The sequence below is a fragment of the Candidatus Seribacter sulfatis genome (assembly GCF_964187635.1).
In the GTDB taxonomy this organism is placed as follows: domain Bacteria; phylum Verrucomicrobiota; class Verrucomicrobiia; order Opitutales; family Seribacteraceae; genus Seribacter; species Seribacter sulfatis.
On the sequence record NZ_CAXLMO010000070.1, the window covers coordinates 1 to 16895 of the forward strand.

The 16895-nt window shown below is 43.8% G+C and carries 13 protein-coding genes and 1 pseudogene; 12 read left to right on the top strand and 2 right to left on the bottom strand.

Annotated elements, in window-relative coordinates; all coding sequences use genetic code 11:
• The 11 genes and pseudogenes from ACKPQ5_RS07230 to ACKPQ5_RS07280 form a co-directional block, all read left to right on the top strand.
• A pseudogene (locus tag ACKPQ5_RS07230) lies at positions 1–421 on the top strand (iron dicitrate transport regulator FecR); the annotation flags it as partial.
• A gap of 81 nt (positions 422–502) precedes the next feature.
• A complete protein-coding gene (locus tag ACKPQ5_RS07235) occupies positions 503–2560 on the top strand; it encodes a sulfatase family protein (protein WP_407678430.1) in 2058 nt (685 codons plus the stop codon).
• Positions 2561–2594: 34 nt separating this feature from the next.
• Positions 2595–4043 (top strand): sulfatase, encoded by a 1449-nt coding sequence (locus ACKPQ5_RS07240; protein WP_407678431.1) that lies wholly within the window; start codon positions 2595–2597, stop codon positions 4041–4043.
• Positions 4044–4048: 5 nt separating this feature from the next.
• Positions 4049–4513, top strand: a complete 465-nt coding sequence (locus ACKPQ5_RS07245) for a hypothetical protein (protein ID WP_407678432.1) — start codon at positions 4049–4051, stop codon at positions 4511–4513.
• Between the two features lies 1 nt (position 4514).
• Positions 4515–6146 (top strand): acyltransferase family protein, encoded by a 1632-nt coding sequence (locus tag ACKPQ5_RS07250; RefSeq protein WP_407678433.1) that lies wholly within the window; start codon positions 4515–4517, stop codon positions 6144–6146.
• On the top strand, positions 6133–6753 hold the full coding sequence (locus ACKPQ5_RS07255; protein WP_407678434.1) for a DUF2238 domain-containing protein: 621 nt from the start codon (positions 6133–6135) through the stop codon (positions 6751–6753). Before ACKPQ5_RS07250 ends, ACKPQ5_RS07255 begins: the two co-directional genes overlap by 14 nt.
• A gap of 28 nt (positions 6754–6781) precedes the next feature.
• Positions 6782–7366 carry a methyltransferase domain-containing protein gene (locus ACKPQ5_RS07260; protein WP_407678435.1) on the top strand — a complete coding sequence of 195 codons (585 nt, stop codon included), beginning with the start codon at positions 6782–6784 and terminating at the stop codon, positions 7364–7366.
• An 89-nt stretch (positions 7367–7455) separates the two neighbouring features.
• Positions 7456–9744: a DUF1588 domain-containing protein gene (locus ACKPQ5_RS07265; protein WP_407678436.1), complete on the top strand. Its 2289-nt coding sequence runs from the start codon at positions 7456–7458 to the stop codon at positions 9742–9744.
• Positions 9745–9754: 10 nt separating this feature from the next.
• On the top strand, positions 9755–11083 hold the full coding sequence (locus ACKPQ5_RS07270; RefSeq protein WP_407678437.1) for a DUF1552 domain-containing protein: 1329 nt from the start codon (positions 9755–9757) through the stop codon (positions 11081–11083).
• Between the two features lie 6 nt (positions 11084–11089).
• Positions 11090–11704, top strand: a complete 615-nt coding sequence (locus tag ACKPQ5_RS07275; RefSeq protein ID WP_407678438.1) for a 3-keto-disaccharide hydrolase — start codon at positions 11090–11092, stop codon at positions 11702–11704.
• 44 nt (positions 11705–11748) lie between these two features.
• A complete protein-coding gene (locus tag ACKPQ5_RS07280; protein WP_407678439.1) occupies positions 11749–12084 on the top strand; it encodes a hypothetical protein in 336 nt (111 codons plus the stop codon).
• A gap of 7 nt (positions 12085–12091) precedes the next feature.
• Here the strand turns inward: ACKPQ5_RS07280 and ACKPQ5_RS07285 are convergent, their stop codons facing one another.
• Positions 12092–13435, bottom strand: coding sequence for a hypothetical protein (locus tag ACKPQ5_RS07285; protein ID WP_407678440.1), 1344 nt, complete (start codon positions 13433–13435; stop codon positions 12092–12094).
• Positions 13436–13499: 64 nt separating this feature from the next.
• On the bottom strand, positions 13500–13955 hold the full coding sequence (locus ACKPQ5_RS07290; protein WP_407678441.1) for a hypothetical protein: 456 nt from the start codon (positions 13953–13955) through the stop codon (positions 13500–13502).
• Positions 13956–14177: 222 nt separating this feature from the next.
• Between ACKPQ5_RS07290 and ACKPQ5_RS07295 the strand changes: the two genes are divergently transcribed.
• Positions 14178–16727, top strand: coding sequence for a heme-binding protein (locus tag ACKPQ5_RS07295; RefSeq protein ID WP_407678442.1), 2550 nt, complete (start codon positions 14178–14180; stop codon positions 16725–16727).
• Positions 16728–16895: the final 168 nt, after the last annotated feature.

The window sequence follows — 16895 nt, forward strand, 5'->3', positions numbered from 1 at the left end:
TAACTTCAAAGAGGATCAGGTGGATTGGAGTGAGATAAAAAAATCAAGGCTAAGACTGAACTTGGTTCCGTGCGGTGTAGGTCATCGGGTCTACCTTCCCAAAACCAATCGATTTAAGCTCTATGCCCTTGCCGGATTCAGCGGGGTGGAATCGTGGGAGAATTTAAAATGGGGAGAAGCGCCCACAACTGAATCAGCTACTTTAGTGGGTAAATTTGAAATCCCACGCAGTCAGGAAAGGGGTTCCATCACGATAGAAAGCAATGAACTATTGGAATTTCTAAAATCAAACAACGCCAGTGAATACACCTTTATTCTAACCAGAGAAACCACTGAAACCAGAGGGAGCGGGATGGTTCATGCCTTTGCCAGCGACTCCCATCCGGAAGCTTCGGGACCCACATTAGAATTAAGTTTCTAAAAACAAATTCTGTCTTTCGATCATTCAAAAGGAGGTGCTATCGCCTTGCAAAAAAAGGAGGGAGCTTAGTAGGATCATTGAATGAAGCTTCTTTTCTTTCTTCCCCTGATTCCATTTATTGTATTTTCACAAATTTCTGACCGCCCAAATGTTGTTCTCTTTATGGCTGATGACATGGGCATGGGTGATACATCAGCTTATCAATTTTATACCAAGAACTCAGACGATCAACAGATTCACACCCCAGCCATGGAAAAGCTTGCAAGTATGGGCATGCTCTTTACCGATGCCCACACCCCATCATCCCGATGCACCCCCACACGATACGGATTACTGACTGGACGTTACCCTTGGCGTGCACGTATGAAACACTGGGTACTGTTTGGCGTTCAGGGTGATCCTCTCATCGAAGAAGACCGCCCCACCCTCGCCACTCTTTTTCGTTCCCAAGGATATGCCACCGCCATGGTGGGAAAGTGGCACCTCGGACTGCGATACACCCAAACAAATGGAAAACCGGCGGCAGGCTGGGAAGATGCGGATCTAACTAAAGATGTTTTTGATGGTCCCTGTGACCACGGGTTTGATTATACCCGGTTTACCTCACGCTCCCATGGAACATCCGGCCCGGATGCGGGCACAACTGGGCCCCAGACAGGGAAAAACAAAAAGGGGAATCGTAACACTCCAAATCAGTCAATCGGCCCTGGCCACATCCATAATCGGAAAATCATAGGAGCCACCGGGAACGAAAAAAAATTAGTGGAGAAAGGAAAAAACGCCTATGATTTACACGACCTGGGTAATCGGCATTCCAATCATGCGATCGAATTCCTTACTCAACACCTCAGAAATAAGGACCGTTCCTTCAATCCATTCTTTCTTTATTATCCCAGTAATTCAAATCACGGACCCTACACCGTAGCCAATGAAGTGGGAGGTAAAAAAGTTCGGGGAGCGGGCAAGATGGTATCAGGAGCTTCAGCATCAACCCGGTTGGATTATATCTATGAAAACGATGTGGCACTTGGAAGGCTGATTAACTATCTCGAACAAACCAAGGATCCACGCAGACCGAGTAAAAAACTAATTGAAAATACGATTGTTATTTTCACCTCAGACAATGGAGCGGAAGTAAAAACCAAAACTGCAACCGGCCCCGTACGAAGTAATAAAGGCAGTTGTTACGAAGGCGGACACCGTGTGCCCTTCCTTGTTGCTTGGCCTAATGGCAAAGTGGGAAATGGAAAAACAAGCAGTCAGCTAATTGGATTACAGGACCTATACGCCACTTTTTCAGAAATTTTAAAAGTACCCCTGCCCGACTTGAGAAACGGAGAAAAAGGGGCGGAGGACAGCTATAATGTTTTACCTGCTTGGAGAGGAAAAAAAATTCCCAATCGCCCGATGTTCTACAATGACCATAAGGAATCTAAAGATGGGGCCGCTTGTGCCATGCGGTTGGATAATCCAAAGGTCGGTGGAAAAATAATAAAGGGCCAGTGGAAAATATTTTTTGATGCCTCTCTTCTTAGGCAAGCAAAAGCAAAACCGGTCGAATTGTATGATCTGGCAACTGATCCGATGGAGAGCAAAAATCGTTTAGAAGACCCGGAACTTAAACCGTTGATCAAAAAACTCATTTCAACTGCAATTCAGCATCGCACTGTGGGTGGACATCGTTTTACAGCCATCGCACCCAGGAAACGAATTACTTTTGACTGGACCCAACCAATGCCGATACCCGCCCCGCTTACTTTATCGGTTTCTGGTAAGGGAGGACTCCCCACCCAAAAACCCGACGGACTTGGAATCGAAGGGAAAGGATCGTCCCGGATTGATTCAGGTGAAGGAATTGCCCTGCGCTTTGAACAGGATGTTTTGATTGAATCGATTGCCTTAAAAGCCGGAGATGGATCATGTGGTGGAAGCTTAATTAAAGGAAAAAACTCCCCTCTGGCCATCTATTGTATCGATGCGGATAATGATGCCAAAGATCAACAGGGAATCATAAGTGACCTTGGAATTATCAAAAGAGGTGAAAGGCTCATACTGGACGCTGGGCCACATTTAGGAGTGGAACAAACGGGAAGTTGGAAACTGCAAAGTCTTGTGGTCCGGCCCTTTGCTCAGGACTAAATTTTAAAATCTAAAGTAATTTAATTATAAAAAGATGAAGCTACTTTTTCTAGTACCGGGTATTTTCTTATTGGGCATTTCGGGATTTGCCCAAAAACAAAATGTTCTTTTCATCGCTGCAGATGATTTATCCTGTGCCCTCGGTTGTTACGGAGATCCGATTGCTCAAACTCCTCATCTCGATCGGTTGGCCGCAACGGGAGTCTGCTTCCTCAATGCATACAATCAACTCCCCCTTTGCAACCCGACCCGGGCATCGGTGATGACCGGTCTAAGGCCGGATACGATCAAGGTCTATGATCTGGACCGACATTTCCGGGATGAAGTACCCGATGCGGTCACGCTTTCTCAACAATTCATAAAGCACGGATGGTGGGCCGGGCGCGTAGGTAAAGTTTATCACTACAATGTTCCGGCATCGATTGGAACCGATGGGTTTGATGATCCCCCGTCCTGGCAAAAAACCGTGAATCCCATAGGTCGTGACAAAACCGATGAATCCCTAATATTCAACGCGGAACCACATCGTAAAATCAGTGCCGCCTTAAGTTGGCTGGCGGCAGATGGTAAAGACGAGGAACAAACCGACGGGATGATCGCCACGGAAACAATTAAATTAATGAAGCAAAAAAAGGACGAACCCTTCTTCATTGCGGCCGGCTTTTTCCGACCACATACACCTTATGTCGCACCCAAAAAATACTTTGATATGTATCCCCTGGAAACATTAAGGCTTCCTTATGCTCCAAAAAATGACAGGGAAGATATTCCCACCGCTGCCTTTGCCCATAACTGTCCGGTTCCCCACTACGGGTTAGATGAATTGACCTGCCTCCAGGCAATGCAGGCGTATTATGCATGCGTATCCTTTATCGACGCCCAGGTTGGCCGAATGCTTGACGCCCTCGATCAGCTCGACCTGGCGGACAATACCATTGTTGTTTTCTGGAGTGACCATGGTTACCACTTGGGCGAGCATAATGGCATCTGGCAAAAGCGAACTCTTTTTGAACAGGGAGCTAAAGCCCCGCTGATCATTCGGGCACCCAATATCGAAGGAAATGGTCAGGCATGTCGACGGATCGTTGAATTCATTGACATCTACCCCACCCTCACCGAACTCGCCAATATTCCAACGCCCAAGGAAATAGAGGGACAATCCCTCACCCCACTTCTCAGAGATCCACTAAGCAGGTGGAATAGTTTCGCGATCACCCAAGTACTCAGACCCGCTGATAGTCGTTTTGAGACTCCTGTGATGGGACGAAGTATCCGATCGGAAAGATGGCGATACTCCGACTGGGCAGAAGGGAAACACGGAGTGGAACTGTATGATCATTTTGCAGATCCAATGGAATTTAATAACCTTGCCATCAAACCAACTCAGGGTAATCAAAAAGTTATGAAATATCTGCGAAAAGCCCTTGCTAGAAAAGCAAGCGGTCAAATTCCCAAAACTCCCTTTAATCCCAAAAGACTCTAATAGAGATGGATCCAATAACCATCATTGTAATCGTCGCCGGTTTGCTTTTCGCAGGTGTTGCTTACTTTATCGAAGACGCGTTTGATAAAATGCTCAATCCGATCTTCAGACTGGTTGGGCTTAAATCTTCAACCGGTCCGCTCGAAATTATCGCAGAGCACAACGATCAATTCATCGAACTGACAATCATTAACAACGGAAAAGGGAAAGCCATGCTCGCCGCCGTTCAAGTGGTAGGAGAAAATGGAAAAAAAGAGTTTCCTGTACCTTGCACTTCTAAGATTGAGGCAAAGGAGGAGGTCGCGGAAAAGAAAGAGAAGGAAGTAAGAAAGCATTTCTTATCGGAAAAGATTGATCAGGGAAGTCAAAAAAAAGTCTATTTAAACTCTGCGAAATTGGATGGATGTGATCTCAAATCTCTCAGCGTGTTAGACATGGACGGAAAACACTGGTCCGTTACGATCAAGTAAATTGGATCAGACAAGATATCATTATCTAGACGCCCTTCGGGCTTTTGCAATGCTTCTTGGCATCGTCTTGCATGCGATGCTTTCTTTTGTTGGATGGCCAGTTTGGCCAGTTCAAGACATCAACCAGTCTGAATTCTATGGAATTCCCATTCTTTTCATTCATGGCTTTCGTATGCCCCTATTCTTTTTCGTGAGTGGATTCTTCACCATGTTGCTTTGGAAACGAAAAGGAACCAAAGAATTAATGAGTAATCGCTGCAAACGGATCGTTCTCCCTCTTATCTTTTTTAGTATTCTCCTCATTCCACTTCTTAATCACATGCGTTCGGTAACCGCATGGATAACTCCGGAGAATATCTCGAACGACTCGGAAGAAATTGGATCTTTACCTTCAGTTAATAATAAGGCCACAGACCTAGGTAGTGCCGCGAAGACAGGTAATATTCAAGTAATGAAGGAGTTTTTGAGAGATGGAGCCAATATCAATGGGAAAAATCAGAAAGAACTGACTCCCCTTCATTGGGCAGCAACTACCGGACAAAAAGAAGCAATCTCACTTTTGATTCAAGAAGGGGCAACAGTTGACTCTCTTGATGGTTATCGAAGTACCCCTCTGCATTTGGCAGCTTTTTTCGGACAGGAAGAGGCCGTACAAGTACTTCTAGCAAATGGAGCCGATCCAAATGCAAGAAATAAGGATCAGTCAAGCCCGAGAGATACAACTTATGCCGGAAAAGCACTCACTGAAATGGTTGCGAATGAAATTTTGGAAGTTCCTCTACAATGGCATCAATTACAAAAAGGAAGGATAAGTTGTAGAAATCTTATTGAAAAATCCATTCATAACTTAAAATTAAATGGAGGTGCAAAGCAAAACTTGTTTACTCAATACTATCTCACTTTTGGGGACTTTATCACTCACCACCTCTGGTTTCTTTATGATCTTGTATATCTAATTGCGGCATTTCTAATTGTGAGCCACCTCCTCGGAGATTCTGCTTTGAAAAAGATTGCTGAATGGGTAGTATCTTCCCCTGTTCGCATCATCTTTTTAGTACCAATTACCTATTGGTCACAGTTTTATATGAAGGAGGATTTTGGTCCCTCCACTGATGTGTGGCTAGCCCCAAACTGGACGAAGCTCGGATACTATGGAATATTCTTTGGTTATGGAGCCCTATGCTTTGGCAACAAAGTATTCACACAAAAGTTCGGTAAGTTCTGGCCTCTTTCTTTTATCGGTTCACTTATGGTTTTCATTGGGGCTCTAATCTGTATGCATTATAAGAAGTGGGAATGGAGTTATGAAATACTCACGCTCTGCTCTGCGTGTTTTGTCTGGCTGATGATCTTTGGATGTATTGGTCTATTTAGAAAGTTTTTTTCCGCTAAAATGCCCAAGGTTCGATACATATCAGACTCCGCATACTGGCTCTACATTATCCATTTACCTGTAGTGCAAATTATGCAGGCCCTATTTGCAAACTGGGAGATTCCCAGTCTCTTCAAGTGCATGCTCATAACCATACTTACAACGATGTTGATTCTACTTTCTTACAAATATCTGATACGCTACACTTGGGTCGGAGCGATGCTGAACGGGAAACGATATAAGGCCAATGAAACAGTCTAATTCATTATCTAGTAAATCCTATCTTTGGCTTGGCATTTTCTTCGGGGTATTGGTGTGGTCCGGAATTGAACCTAAAGACAGATTAACCTGGGTATTGGAAGCCGGACCGGCCATTGTCGGACTCTTGGTTATGGCGAAAACTCGGATATCCTTTCCGCTGACTCCCCTACTCTACTTTTGGATCCTGCTCCATTGTATCGTACTGATGGTGGGTGCAAAATATACCTACGCCGAAGTTCCGTTGTTTGATTCAATACGGGAGATCTTCGGATGGGAACGTAACAACTACGACAAAGTCGGACATTTCATGCAGGGTTTCGTCCCTGCCTTGTTGGCCCGTGAAATTCTGATCCGCAAGAAGGTAGTGAATTTTGCAGGCTGGCGAAATTTCATCATTGTATCGATCTGCCTCGCATTCAGTGCCTTTTATGAATTGATCGAATGGTGGGCAGCCCTGCTGATCGGAGAAGATGCAGATGCCTTCCTCGGCACTCAGGGGTATGTTTGGGATACACAGTCCGACATGGCGTGGGCTCTATTAGGAGCATTGGTTTGCCTGATTATCCTAAAGAAAACTCACGATTTACAAATCAAGCCATTGCTCTAGTAAGTCGTAGGATATATAATGCCCTATAATGACTAAAGTAACGGATTGGGAAGAAAGATATCAGCAAGAAGACACTCCCTGGGACAAGGATGAACCAGCGCCAGGACTTATCGACTGGTTGAACAAGCAAACATTGGCCCCGGAAACCCGGGTATTGGTTCCGGGATGTGGTCGTGGACACGATCCGTCCGCATGGGCTAAAAGGGGGTTCGAAACTACTGGGATGGATCTTTCAGAAATTGCGTTATCAGATGCGCGCCAAAAATACGAAGCTTTGCCCAACCTCGCGTTCTTCCCTGGAAATTTTTTGGAAGAAAAACCGCAGGAACCTTATGACCTCATTTTTGAACATACCCTCTATTGTGCGATTGAACCGTCCCGCAGAGATGAATACGCACAAGCTTTGAATCATTGGCTCAAGCCCGGTGGTCATTTTTTGGCGATTCATTTTATTTTTCCACTGTCGGAAGAGGGGCCTCCCTTTGGGGCAAGTAAGGAGGAAATCACCCAGCGGTTTGAACCCGAATTTGAATTACTCAATGACTGGAAGCCAAGACATTTTGAGGGGCGTCGAGACGAAGAGTGGATGTTTCTTTGGAAAAGAAAAATCTAGCTATTAACTTCAAGTCTTCCTTTTAAAAAGTAAATAAAAGGGGTAATTCAGCGTTGGATTTCACCTGTAAACTTTTATGCTAAGCTTATATGTTTTTGTGGAAATATTACCGACCTCTTTTCCTTGCTCTAACCTTTGGTGCAAGCTCAATGGGTATGGCAAATACCCCGGATGGGAAAAAACTCTACACACAACACTGCGCGGAGTGTCATGGTAAAAAAGGTGAGGGCGTGGAGGATGAGTATTCCAAGCCATTGATCGGAGACTGGCCGGTTACCAAGTTAATTCATTATGTGGACAGAACCATGCCTGACTATGATCCGGACCTAGTCAAAGGAAAAGAGGCAGAGGCCATCTCACGATTTGTGTTTAAAACTTTTTATCAAAAACCTGAACTTTTCCAAAAGGATTCAAAGATTCAACTCGCCCGGCTGACCAACCGGCAATTCCGCCAATCGGTATCCGACCTCTTTGCCCAGTTTATGGGGACACCCAAAATTGATGAATATAAAGCGGGATTAAGAGGAAAATACTACAATGCGGAAGGGATGAACAAAAAGAAAAAAATGCATTCCGAAAGAGTGGATCCAAAAATCGCATTCGATTTTGGGAAAAAAGCACCTTATCAGCAAATGAATCCAAAAAAGTTTTCTATTTACTGGGAAGGATCGATTCTTCCCCGTGAATCCGGTTGGTACGAATTCTTTGTTAAATCTCCCAATGGTTTTGCTCTACGGATAAACAAGCTTGATGGACGCCCCTCGATCGATGAGAAGGTGACCGCGGGCGTAATGAGAGAAAGCGGCACGAAAATATTTCTTCTTGGCGGCCGGCCCTACCCGCTTCGCTTGGATTATCACAAATTTGATGACCCCAACGCATCGATCGAATTAAGCTGGAGAACACCGGTCGGACAAAAAGAAATTATTCCGACGGAATTCCTTTTTACAAAAATGGTAAATCAATCTTATATCCCGCAACAAAAACTTCCCCCTGATGACTCATCTCATGGATACCAAAGAGGTATACAAGTAGATCAAAGTTGGGACGAAGCGATTACATATGCCGCATTGGATGCGGCTCAGTTCGCGGCGGAAAGAATAAACCAATTGGCCAGAACCAAAGATGATGACCACCAGCGCAAAAAGAAGGTCATGGAGATTGCCACCCAATTTGTTCGCTACGCATTTCGACAAAAACTTAGTGAAGAAGATGCAAACTTTTTTATAAAATCCAGGTTCAACGATCAGACGCCTTTACATGTATCGATTGAAAAAATTGTCCTCATGACCCTCAAATCCCCACGATTTCTATATCCTGAATGGCAGGCACTCGAAAAAAAGAAAGCGGATTCATATGTCGTAGCTACCAGACTCGCACTCTACATGTGGGATTCTATCCCGGACAACCACATGCACAAACAAATTGATGTAGATCATTTCAGAAACAAAGGACATATTGAAAGCCAGGCCAAACGAATGCTTCAAGACCCACGTTCAAAGGCAAAATTCAATGACTTCATGCTTCATTGGTTGGAAATGAAAACCAAGGAACTGCCATCCAAAAATACAAAAAGATACTCAAACTTCACTCCTGCTCTTGCCCTCGACCTGAGACGTTCCCTTTTTCGGGGTATTGAAAAAGCGATATGGGAACAAAATGTCGATTGGCATAATTTTATTAGTATGCCTTCGATTCAATTCAATGACCGCATGGCAAATTATTATGGTTTACCCTTCCCGACTGAAACAAATACTTCGGGTTTCATTCCATTAAAATCTCAAAAAATGGGTCGCGTTGGCTTACATACCCACCCCTATATTTTAGCCAGTCATTCTTATGCTGAAGAAAGCTCGCCGATTCATAGGGGAGTTTTTGTCAGTCGAAAAATTCTGGGACGGACGCTCCGACCACCCAAGGAAGCGGTTTCTTTCAGTAATGCTGACTATGATCCAAATTGGACGATGCGGCAAAAAGTAACCGCTCTTACAAAACCGGCAAATTGTATGAGTTGCCACGACCTAATCAATGCTACGGGCTTCACCCTGGAAGGATTTGACACAACGGGAAGGACACGGACCAACCTAGGCACAAAACCTCTCAATCTTGCTACTGAATATCTGGACGAAAATGGAAACCAAAGAAAACTCGACGGAGCCAAAGGATTACTCCAAGAGGCACTAAAATCGACTAGGTCATCAAAATATTTTATCGAGGAACTATGCAAGCACCTTGCAAAACAGCCCATACAAAGCTATTCTGACATAAATTTTTTAGAACTTTCCAAGATGTTATCCTCCAGAAAATTAACGATAAAGGATTTATATTTAAAAATTGCGATGCAAGCAGCAACCGATGATTTTGTATTTAATAACTGAGTAATTAAAGATGAACTTAAACTCTATTAACCGACGAACTGCACTCAAAAACCTGGGGCTTTCCTCGCTTTCTCTGCCCATCCTTTCTCAGTCATCAAGTCTCTTTTCTGCGAATGCGGATAAAACCGCACCCAAGCAAAGACTTATCGTGATGTTCAGCCCAAACGGTACCATTCCAAATCACTTTTGGCCGAACACCATAGGGGAAGACTTTGAACACAAAACTATTCTTAAGCCGCTCGAACCCTTTCACGACCAATTGCTCATTCTACGGAACCTTCATAACAAGGTAAGAGGAGACGGAGACAATCATATGCGTGGAATGAGTTGCCTCCTTACAGGCATCGAACTTTTCCCTGGCAATGTAATGGGAGGAGGCAATACCCCATCCGGTTGGCCCAAAGGAATTTCAATAGACCGAGAAATATCCAATCATTTACAGTCCCAACCCCATACTCGTACTCGATTTGGTGCGTTACATTTTGGAGTGGGTGTTCAGGACACTGCTGACCCGTGGACCCGAATGTCTTACAACGGACCGAATCAGCCTGTCACTCCACTTTCCGACCCCTATGATGCATACAGGAAAATATACGGTAATGTTCGTGATAAAAAGAAAGTTCGATCAATTCTGGACGATTTAAAGGCTGACCTGCAAAAAGTTGCCAACCGACTTCCGGAATCCGACCGTAAATTGTTAATAGAACACTCCAAATTAGTGCAACGGATGGATAGGGAGTACGAGGCAGGCAGTTCACTTTCCAACCTTAGTGCACCGCCCCCCGAATTACCTGAGGGAATTCGTAACCTCAATGAAAACATCCCGCAACTAGGTCGCTTACAAATTGATTTACTTGTCAATTCTTTCGTCAATGACTTTGCCCGAGTAGCGACTTTACAATATACGAAGTCTGTTGGACAGGCGAAGATGAAATGGTTGGATGTGGAGGATGCCCATCACACTCTTTCTCACGAACCTGATAAGAATAAGGACGCTCATGATAAACTGGTTCGTATTAACACATGGTTTGCGGAAGAACTTGCTTATTTACTCAAAAAATTAGAATCCACTCCGGAGCCCGGACAAAAAGGATCGATGCTTGATCACACCTTAGTTATTTGGACAAACGAACTGGGCAAGGGTAACAATCATACGCTTGACCATATTCCTTTTGTTCTCGCTGGGAACGGTTTTGGCTTTCGGATGGGGCGCTCGATGTCGTGCGAAAATGTTCCACATAATCGCTTCCTGCTCAGCCTGGCTCATGCAGTCGGGCATCCACTTAAAACTTTTGGTAACCCCAAGCTTTCTGCAGGGGGCCCACTCATACTTGGCTAAAACAATATGAAAGCTACACTTATTTTGTTCTTCATTCTTCCACTTTTTACCCAGGCAGAAAATAAGGATAATAAATGGGTACCCCTTTTTGACGGGAAAACCACCGATGGATGGACCCCCCGTGGAAATGTTCAAAAATTTGAGGTTCTAAATGGAGAACTTCACTTATTATCAAAGGGAAATATTTGGGTTTTAAGTGACCTAGAAATGAAAGACTTTGAAGTCGAATGCGAAGTAAAGATTCCGCTAGATTATGAAAAATTTAATTCAGGACTGGGCTTTAGATTAACCGGGAAAAACGGAAAGCCCAAAGGCTACCAATTCGAAATTGACCGATACAAACCAGGAGCCGTTTACGGAATTGGCTTAGGTGGTTGGCTTTACCCCAAAAAAGAACAGGAAGCAGAGTACAAAGTTCGCTCGAAAAATCTCTTCCAAGCAGCTGAATGGAACCAAGCCCGAGTGGTTTGTAAAGGTTCAAGTATTAAGACTTTTCTTAACCAAAAAATGATAGCTGAAATTAAAGATAACCAATCTATGTCAGGTTGCTTTGGAATTCAGCACCATGGGAAAGGTGGAGTCGTCGCGTTTCGTAATATTCGTGCCCGTAAAGTAAATTAAAAAGGGTTCTTGACCCATTTAGCTTGCTGAAATAATTATTCACTATGAATCCACAACCCGGTTGTTTACCTTTTTCTTTTGGCTTAGCCTTTATTCTATTTTGTTCTTCTATTATTGGTTGCTCCAATCAAACTGTTGATCCGGCGACCGATGATAACTCTTCTGCCAGTCAAAGTTACTCTTTAGACTTTTGCGTGGTCTCTGGTAATGACCTTAATGATGAAGATACCGATATGATTCCATTCACTTACGAACATGAAGGAATCCAAATTGTATTTTGCTGTAAACCCTGCCTTCCTAAGTTCAAGAAAGATCCGGCTAAATATATGGCTATTATAAAGGAAGAAATGGAAGATATGGCAAAGGAGCCATCCAGCTAATTTTAGTTTATTTTTCGTGCATTGATTGCCACCAACTCTTTTTTGGTGGGTTGCGGATACTTTTTTGAGCAGTTTCTGAAAGTCCACTTGAAGGCAACCAAGACTCAACTGAATCCTTATCCTGTCGATACCATTCCTGACCGACTTTTTTAATGGTCGATTGCTGAAGCTTTTCATCGGATATTGAAATTGCCCATTCCATGGCGGCTCCACCATCCTTGGTCGATACGGTGGATGCATAAGCAGCCAAAGCAGAATCAAGTTTTGGACCTGATTCTCTTTCATTAAGCCAATCTCCTGCGGCCAAAGGATCTTGTTTTGCCCAGTTTGAAATCGAGCTTTTTATTCCAACTTCCTGAGATTTTCCATCCGGTAAATTGGAGAAGTAATCGATTGAACTTTCAGGGTCAGTTTCACTCCATTTCCTCCCCAGATTTTCAAATGCCTTGGCAGAGTATTTTTCATTGGCATGCGTCTCGAGCCATTCCGCAACTTCTTCTGGGCGATCACGGGCAAAACTTCGACTTAAATTCATAAAGGCTCCCTCTTTCAACTTGGGATCAGGTAATTCCTCGGCCCAGGATGAAGCCTGACCAAACCCACCCTCCCTGTTATGCCGATCGGCTAGAATACCCACTAACTTAGAAACTTCTTCTCCCCCTTTTAGATTCATTACATAAGCCGTTGCTCCCTCCAGGTCCCGATTTGCCCAGCCTTTTACCAGACCAAAATTATACAACTTGGCCATCCCTGCGTTCTCTGGATCTTCAACCCATGCTCTGGCCGATTCAGGGTCACGATTCGCCCATCCCTCCAAAACTCCTGATGCCGCGAATCCTGCCCCGATGCCGGAAGCCCTCGTTTTACAATAATCAATCGCCGCAAGCGGATCGAATTGAGACCAAGAATAAAGTAACATTTTATATTCCTGCATATTCTCAAAGCCCATAGGCAGAGATTCAAAAGCTTTCAATGCCTGGCCAATGTTATCTCGATTTAAATTTTCTAAAGCCCGGGCATACGCAGCCGAACGTTTAATTGGATTCGTTTCCGATTGGGCAGAAAGTAACATTTGCTCAATGGATTTTGGGGAAGCCAAATTTTTTACTTCCTCTTCCACATCCTCCTCGTTTTCTTGAAGGTCCCGATCACGATCAGAGGATTTTGTACTTGGCTTAATATTTTTCGATTGGGGTTCTACGGATGGCTTGGGGGGCAATTCTTCAGATGCGATCTCATTATTATCAATTGAAGATTTGGGTAGACCCAAATAATAACCAAACAAGAAAAGGGCAGCACCAACTAAGAGGAGAAATACTCCTGACAATTTTTTTGAACTCTTCGATTCCATAATCACAAAATAATTTCAACTCTCTAATATTACAACGACCATTAAGAGAAAGTTACAAAACATCCTATTTAATTTTTGTAATTTTACCATAGAGGTGACCACCGACTTTTCCATGACTCCATGTACCGGCATATTTCTTTCCATCAATCACCACATGAGCACTAAAAGTTCCCAAACCAGGAATATTCATTTCATCCATGGTGATGACCGGTATAGTACCAACCCATTTAACGGGTAATGGCATGGGCAGAGTTACATCTTTTTGACCATACTTAATTCTAGCGGTAAAAATCCACAGGTCCTGATCTCCAAATTTCTGGACCGATTGGATCTCATAAACTTCCTCGGATGGTGGATTTTTTGCGCCATCAACAGTAAAAAAACCACTAAAACGAACTCCTTTCATTGCTTTCTCAAAATTTTCAAACAATTCGCTCTGAGGAGTAATTTCTCCTGATACCGAGAGAAAGGAACCAGCAATTAATGCAATAATCGTCACCGTACAATTCAAACGCTTCATTGGTAATATGAAATTATATTGTAAAACGCATGCAAACCCGAAAACTGATTTTCTGTAAAATAAATTTGTAAGTCTATTTCTAATTACTCTTAAAAAAATAATTTTTTTGAAAATTAACATTTATAATCGCTTCATTAAATAACAAGCATCACGATAAAATTCTATTTTTTATAAATACCTTCCCTTGCATAATAAAATCTAAATTCGCGACATTAACGCTGTATGAATACAAAACCCAAGCTCCTGCTCTTTTTAATAATATTTATTAAATTTTCGTGCTTTTCCTTTGCACAAATTGAAAATCAAGCCACTCCAATCGAAAATATATCGGTCAAAAAAGGATTTAAGATTGAGTTACTATTTACTGTTCCGAAAGAAAGGCTGGGGTCATGGGTAAATCTATGCCTGGACAACAAAAACCGCATAATTGCCAGTGATCAATTTGGTGGACTCTATCGTTTTGAGGTCCCTCCTAAGGGAAAAACACTCAAAGAAAGTGATATCGAAAAAATCCCTGTCGATATACGAGCAGCAAATGGTCTCCTTTGGGCATTTGATAGCCTGTATGTGGCCGTCAATGATTATGAAAAAAAGATGGAGAGTGGAGTTTACAGGCTCACGGACTCCAACGGAGACGATCAACTTGATAAGGTTGAGAAACTGCGGGGCATGCAGGCACGCGGGGATCATGGCGTACATGCTCTAATACTCAGCCCCGACCAAAAATCGATTTACCTGATCACAGGGAACAATACCACTCCAGTTGAAGCGAACCGTTCGCGTGTACCCATGGATTGGGGGGAAGATCACCTCCTTCCCCGAATGCCCGATGGACGAGGGCATAACCGGGACCGACTAGCTCCAGCTGGCATCATTTACAAAATGTCTCCGGATGGTAAGGATTGGGAGATTGTGTCCTCCGGATACCGAAATATTTTCGACGGTGGCTTCAACGCAGATGGTGAGCTCTTTACCTATGACGCAGACATGGAATATGACTTCAACACTCCCTGGTATCGCCCAACTCGCATCTGTCATGTCACCAGCGGATCCATGTACGGTTGGAGAAATGGAACCGGTAAACGACCCGAATTCTACCCGGATACTTTACCTCCCGTAGTCAACATTGGTCCAGGTTCCCCCACCGGGGTCACTTTCGGATACGGTGCCAAGTTTCCACCCAAGTATCAAAAAGCAATGTTCATTTTGGATTGGAGTTGGGGGAAAATCTATGCCATTCATATGAGTCCCGATGGAAGTACTTATTCCGGGGAAAAAGAGACTTTCATCACTGGTAGTCCACTACCGGTAACAGACGCAATTATCCATCCAATGGACGGAGCCATGTACTTTGCTATTGGCGGAAGAAAAGTTCAGTCTGGACTCTATCGGGTCAGTTACACGGGGAAAGAGAAAACCGCCCCCATCTCCACGAAACCTCGTGTGAATGAACTTGCAAGTCTACGGCATCAGCTGGAAAATTTACATATCGGCGAACATCCCAAGGCGTTGGAATTAGCTTGGCCACATACTGATCATCAGGATCGCTTCGTTCGCTGGGCGGCCCTTATTGCCATACAGCATTTACCGATTGAGAAATGGGCAACAAAAGCCCTCACCGAAAAGGACTCAGGGAAACGGGCAAATATTCTTTTGTCTCTTTCCAAAGCGGCTGGGATTGACCCTTTTCATCGTCAAAATACGGATCCTCCCATCAACCAAAAACTGGGCAAACAGATCCTCCAATCCCTGCTTCAAATCAAATGGAAAGATTTGACTCCCAATGAGCGGCTCGCCCTGGTACGTACCTATCAGATTGCGATGGTTCGTTTTGGCAAACCAGCCCCCCAAGTAGCTGCAAAAATTGTCGCGCAACTAGATCCTCAATTTCCCGCTAAAAGCTTCGAAATGAATTGGTTGCTTTGCGAGACCCTTGCCTTTCTCGAATCCCCCACTGTAGCCAAAAAAGGAATAGCTCTCCTTTTGGAGGCTCCCACACAGGAAGAGCAAATGGAATATGCCCGTTCCCTCCGCAACCTGAAAACCGGATGGACTCATGAACTACGAGTACAATACTTTAATTGGTTTTTGAAGGCGTCTAATTACCGAGGAGGAGCAAGCTTCACCAAGTTTATCGAGTTTATTCGAAACGATGCAGTTGCCAGTTTGAATCCAACTGAACAGAAAAAACTTGCCGAGTTGCTCGCCAAAAAGGCTATTGTTAAGTCTCCTGCCGATGTTATGGCAGAGGCGATGGTGGGTAGGACATTCGTTAAAAATTGGAAACTGGAGGAATTAAGCAAAGCGGCATCCAGTGGGCTCAAGGGTAGAAACTTTAAGGTTGGTCGAAGGATGTTTGCAGCAGGAGGTTGTTACGCGTGCCACCGATTTGGAAACCAAGGCGGCATGAACGGCCCCGACCTGACCGGATCGGGCGGTCGCTATTCAACTCATGATCTGCTCGAACAAATCATGTATCCAAGTAAGGAAATCAATGAACAGTTCGTTCCCACATTCGTAACTTTAAAAAACGGGAAGACCTTGTCCGGAGTTGTGGTAAATCTGAATGGTAACCGCGTCACCCTAAACACCGATCTTTACGACCCGAACCAAAGAACGAGCGTGCAAACAAATGAAGTTAAGAGCATAGGGCCGTCTACTGTCTCGCCGATGCCCCCAGGACTACTTAATATGATGGAAGAAGAAGAGGTAATGGATCTGCTCGCATATATTTTAAGCGGTGACGATCCTCAGCATAAGTTCTTCAAATAAAAAAATATTTCTGTGAAAAGTCCGGGTATATTTTATATAACCGGATTCGTTTTCTTTATTTCTGTTCATTGTCTTGTCGGAAAGAATAATTTCGAAGTTACCGCAATTCCACAAGAAGTGAGAAATCGCTTAAACTTGGATGAATTTTATCAGAAGCATGTTGACCTT

Excerpts from the sequence above, each read along its gene's own strand:
- ACKPQ5_RS07295 (WP_407678442.1), top strand. The coding sequence starts at position 14,178 with ATGAATACAAAACCCAAGCTCCTGCTCTTTTTAATAATATTTATTAAA.
- ACKPQ5_RS07290 (WP_407678441.1), bottom strand. The coding sequence starts at position 13,955 with ATGAAGCGTTTGAATTGTACGGTGACGATTATTGCATTAATTGCTGGT.
- ACKPQ5_RS07245 (WP_407678432.1), top strand. The coding sequence starts at position 4,049 with ATGGATCCAATAACCATCATTGTAATCGTCGCCGGTTTGCTTTTCGCA.
- ACKPQ5_RS07270 (WP_407678437.1), top strand. The coding sequence starts at position 9,755 with ATGAACTTAAACTCTATTAACCGACGAACTGCACTCAAAAACCTGGGG.
- ACKPQ5_RS07275 (WP_407678438.1), top strand. The coding sequence starts at position 11,090 with ATGAAAGCTACACTTATTTTGTTCTTCATTCTTCCACTTTTTACCCAG.
- ACKPQ5_RS07285 (WP_407678440.1), bottom strand. The coding sequence starts at position 13,435 with ATGGAATCGAAGAGTTCAAAAAAATTGTCAGGAGTATTTCTCCTCTTA.
- ACKPQ5_RS07260 (WP_407678435.1), top strand. The coding sequence starts at position 6,782 with ATGACTAAAGTAACGGATTGGGAAGAAAGATATCAGCAAGAAGACACT.
- ACKPQ5_RS07255 (WP_407678434.1), top strand. The coding sequence starts at position 6,133 with ATGAAACAGTCTAATTCATTATCTAGTAAATCCTATCTTTGGCTTGGC.
- ACKPQ5_RS07240 (WP_407678431.1), top strand. The coding sequence starts at position 2,595 with ATGAAGCTACTTTTTCTAGTACCGGGTATTTTCTTATTGGGCATTTCG.
- ACKPQ5_RS07235 (WP_407678430.1), top strand. The coding sequence starts at position 503 with ATGAAGCTTCTTTTCTTTCTTCCCCTGATTCCATTTATTGTATTTTCA.
- ACKPQ5_RS07280 (WP_407678439.1), top strand. The coding sequence starts at position 11,749 with ATGAATCCACAACCCGGTTGTTTACCTTTTTCTTTTGGCTTAGCCTTT.
- ACKPQ5_RS07265 (WP_407678436.1), top strand. The coding sequence starts at position 7,456 with ATGTTTTTGTGGAAATATTACCGACCTCTTTTCCTTGCTCTAACCTTT.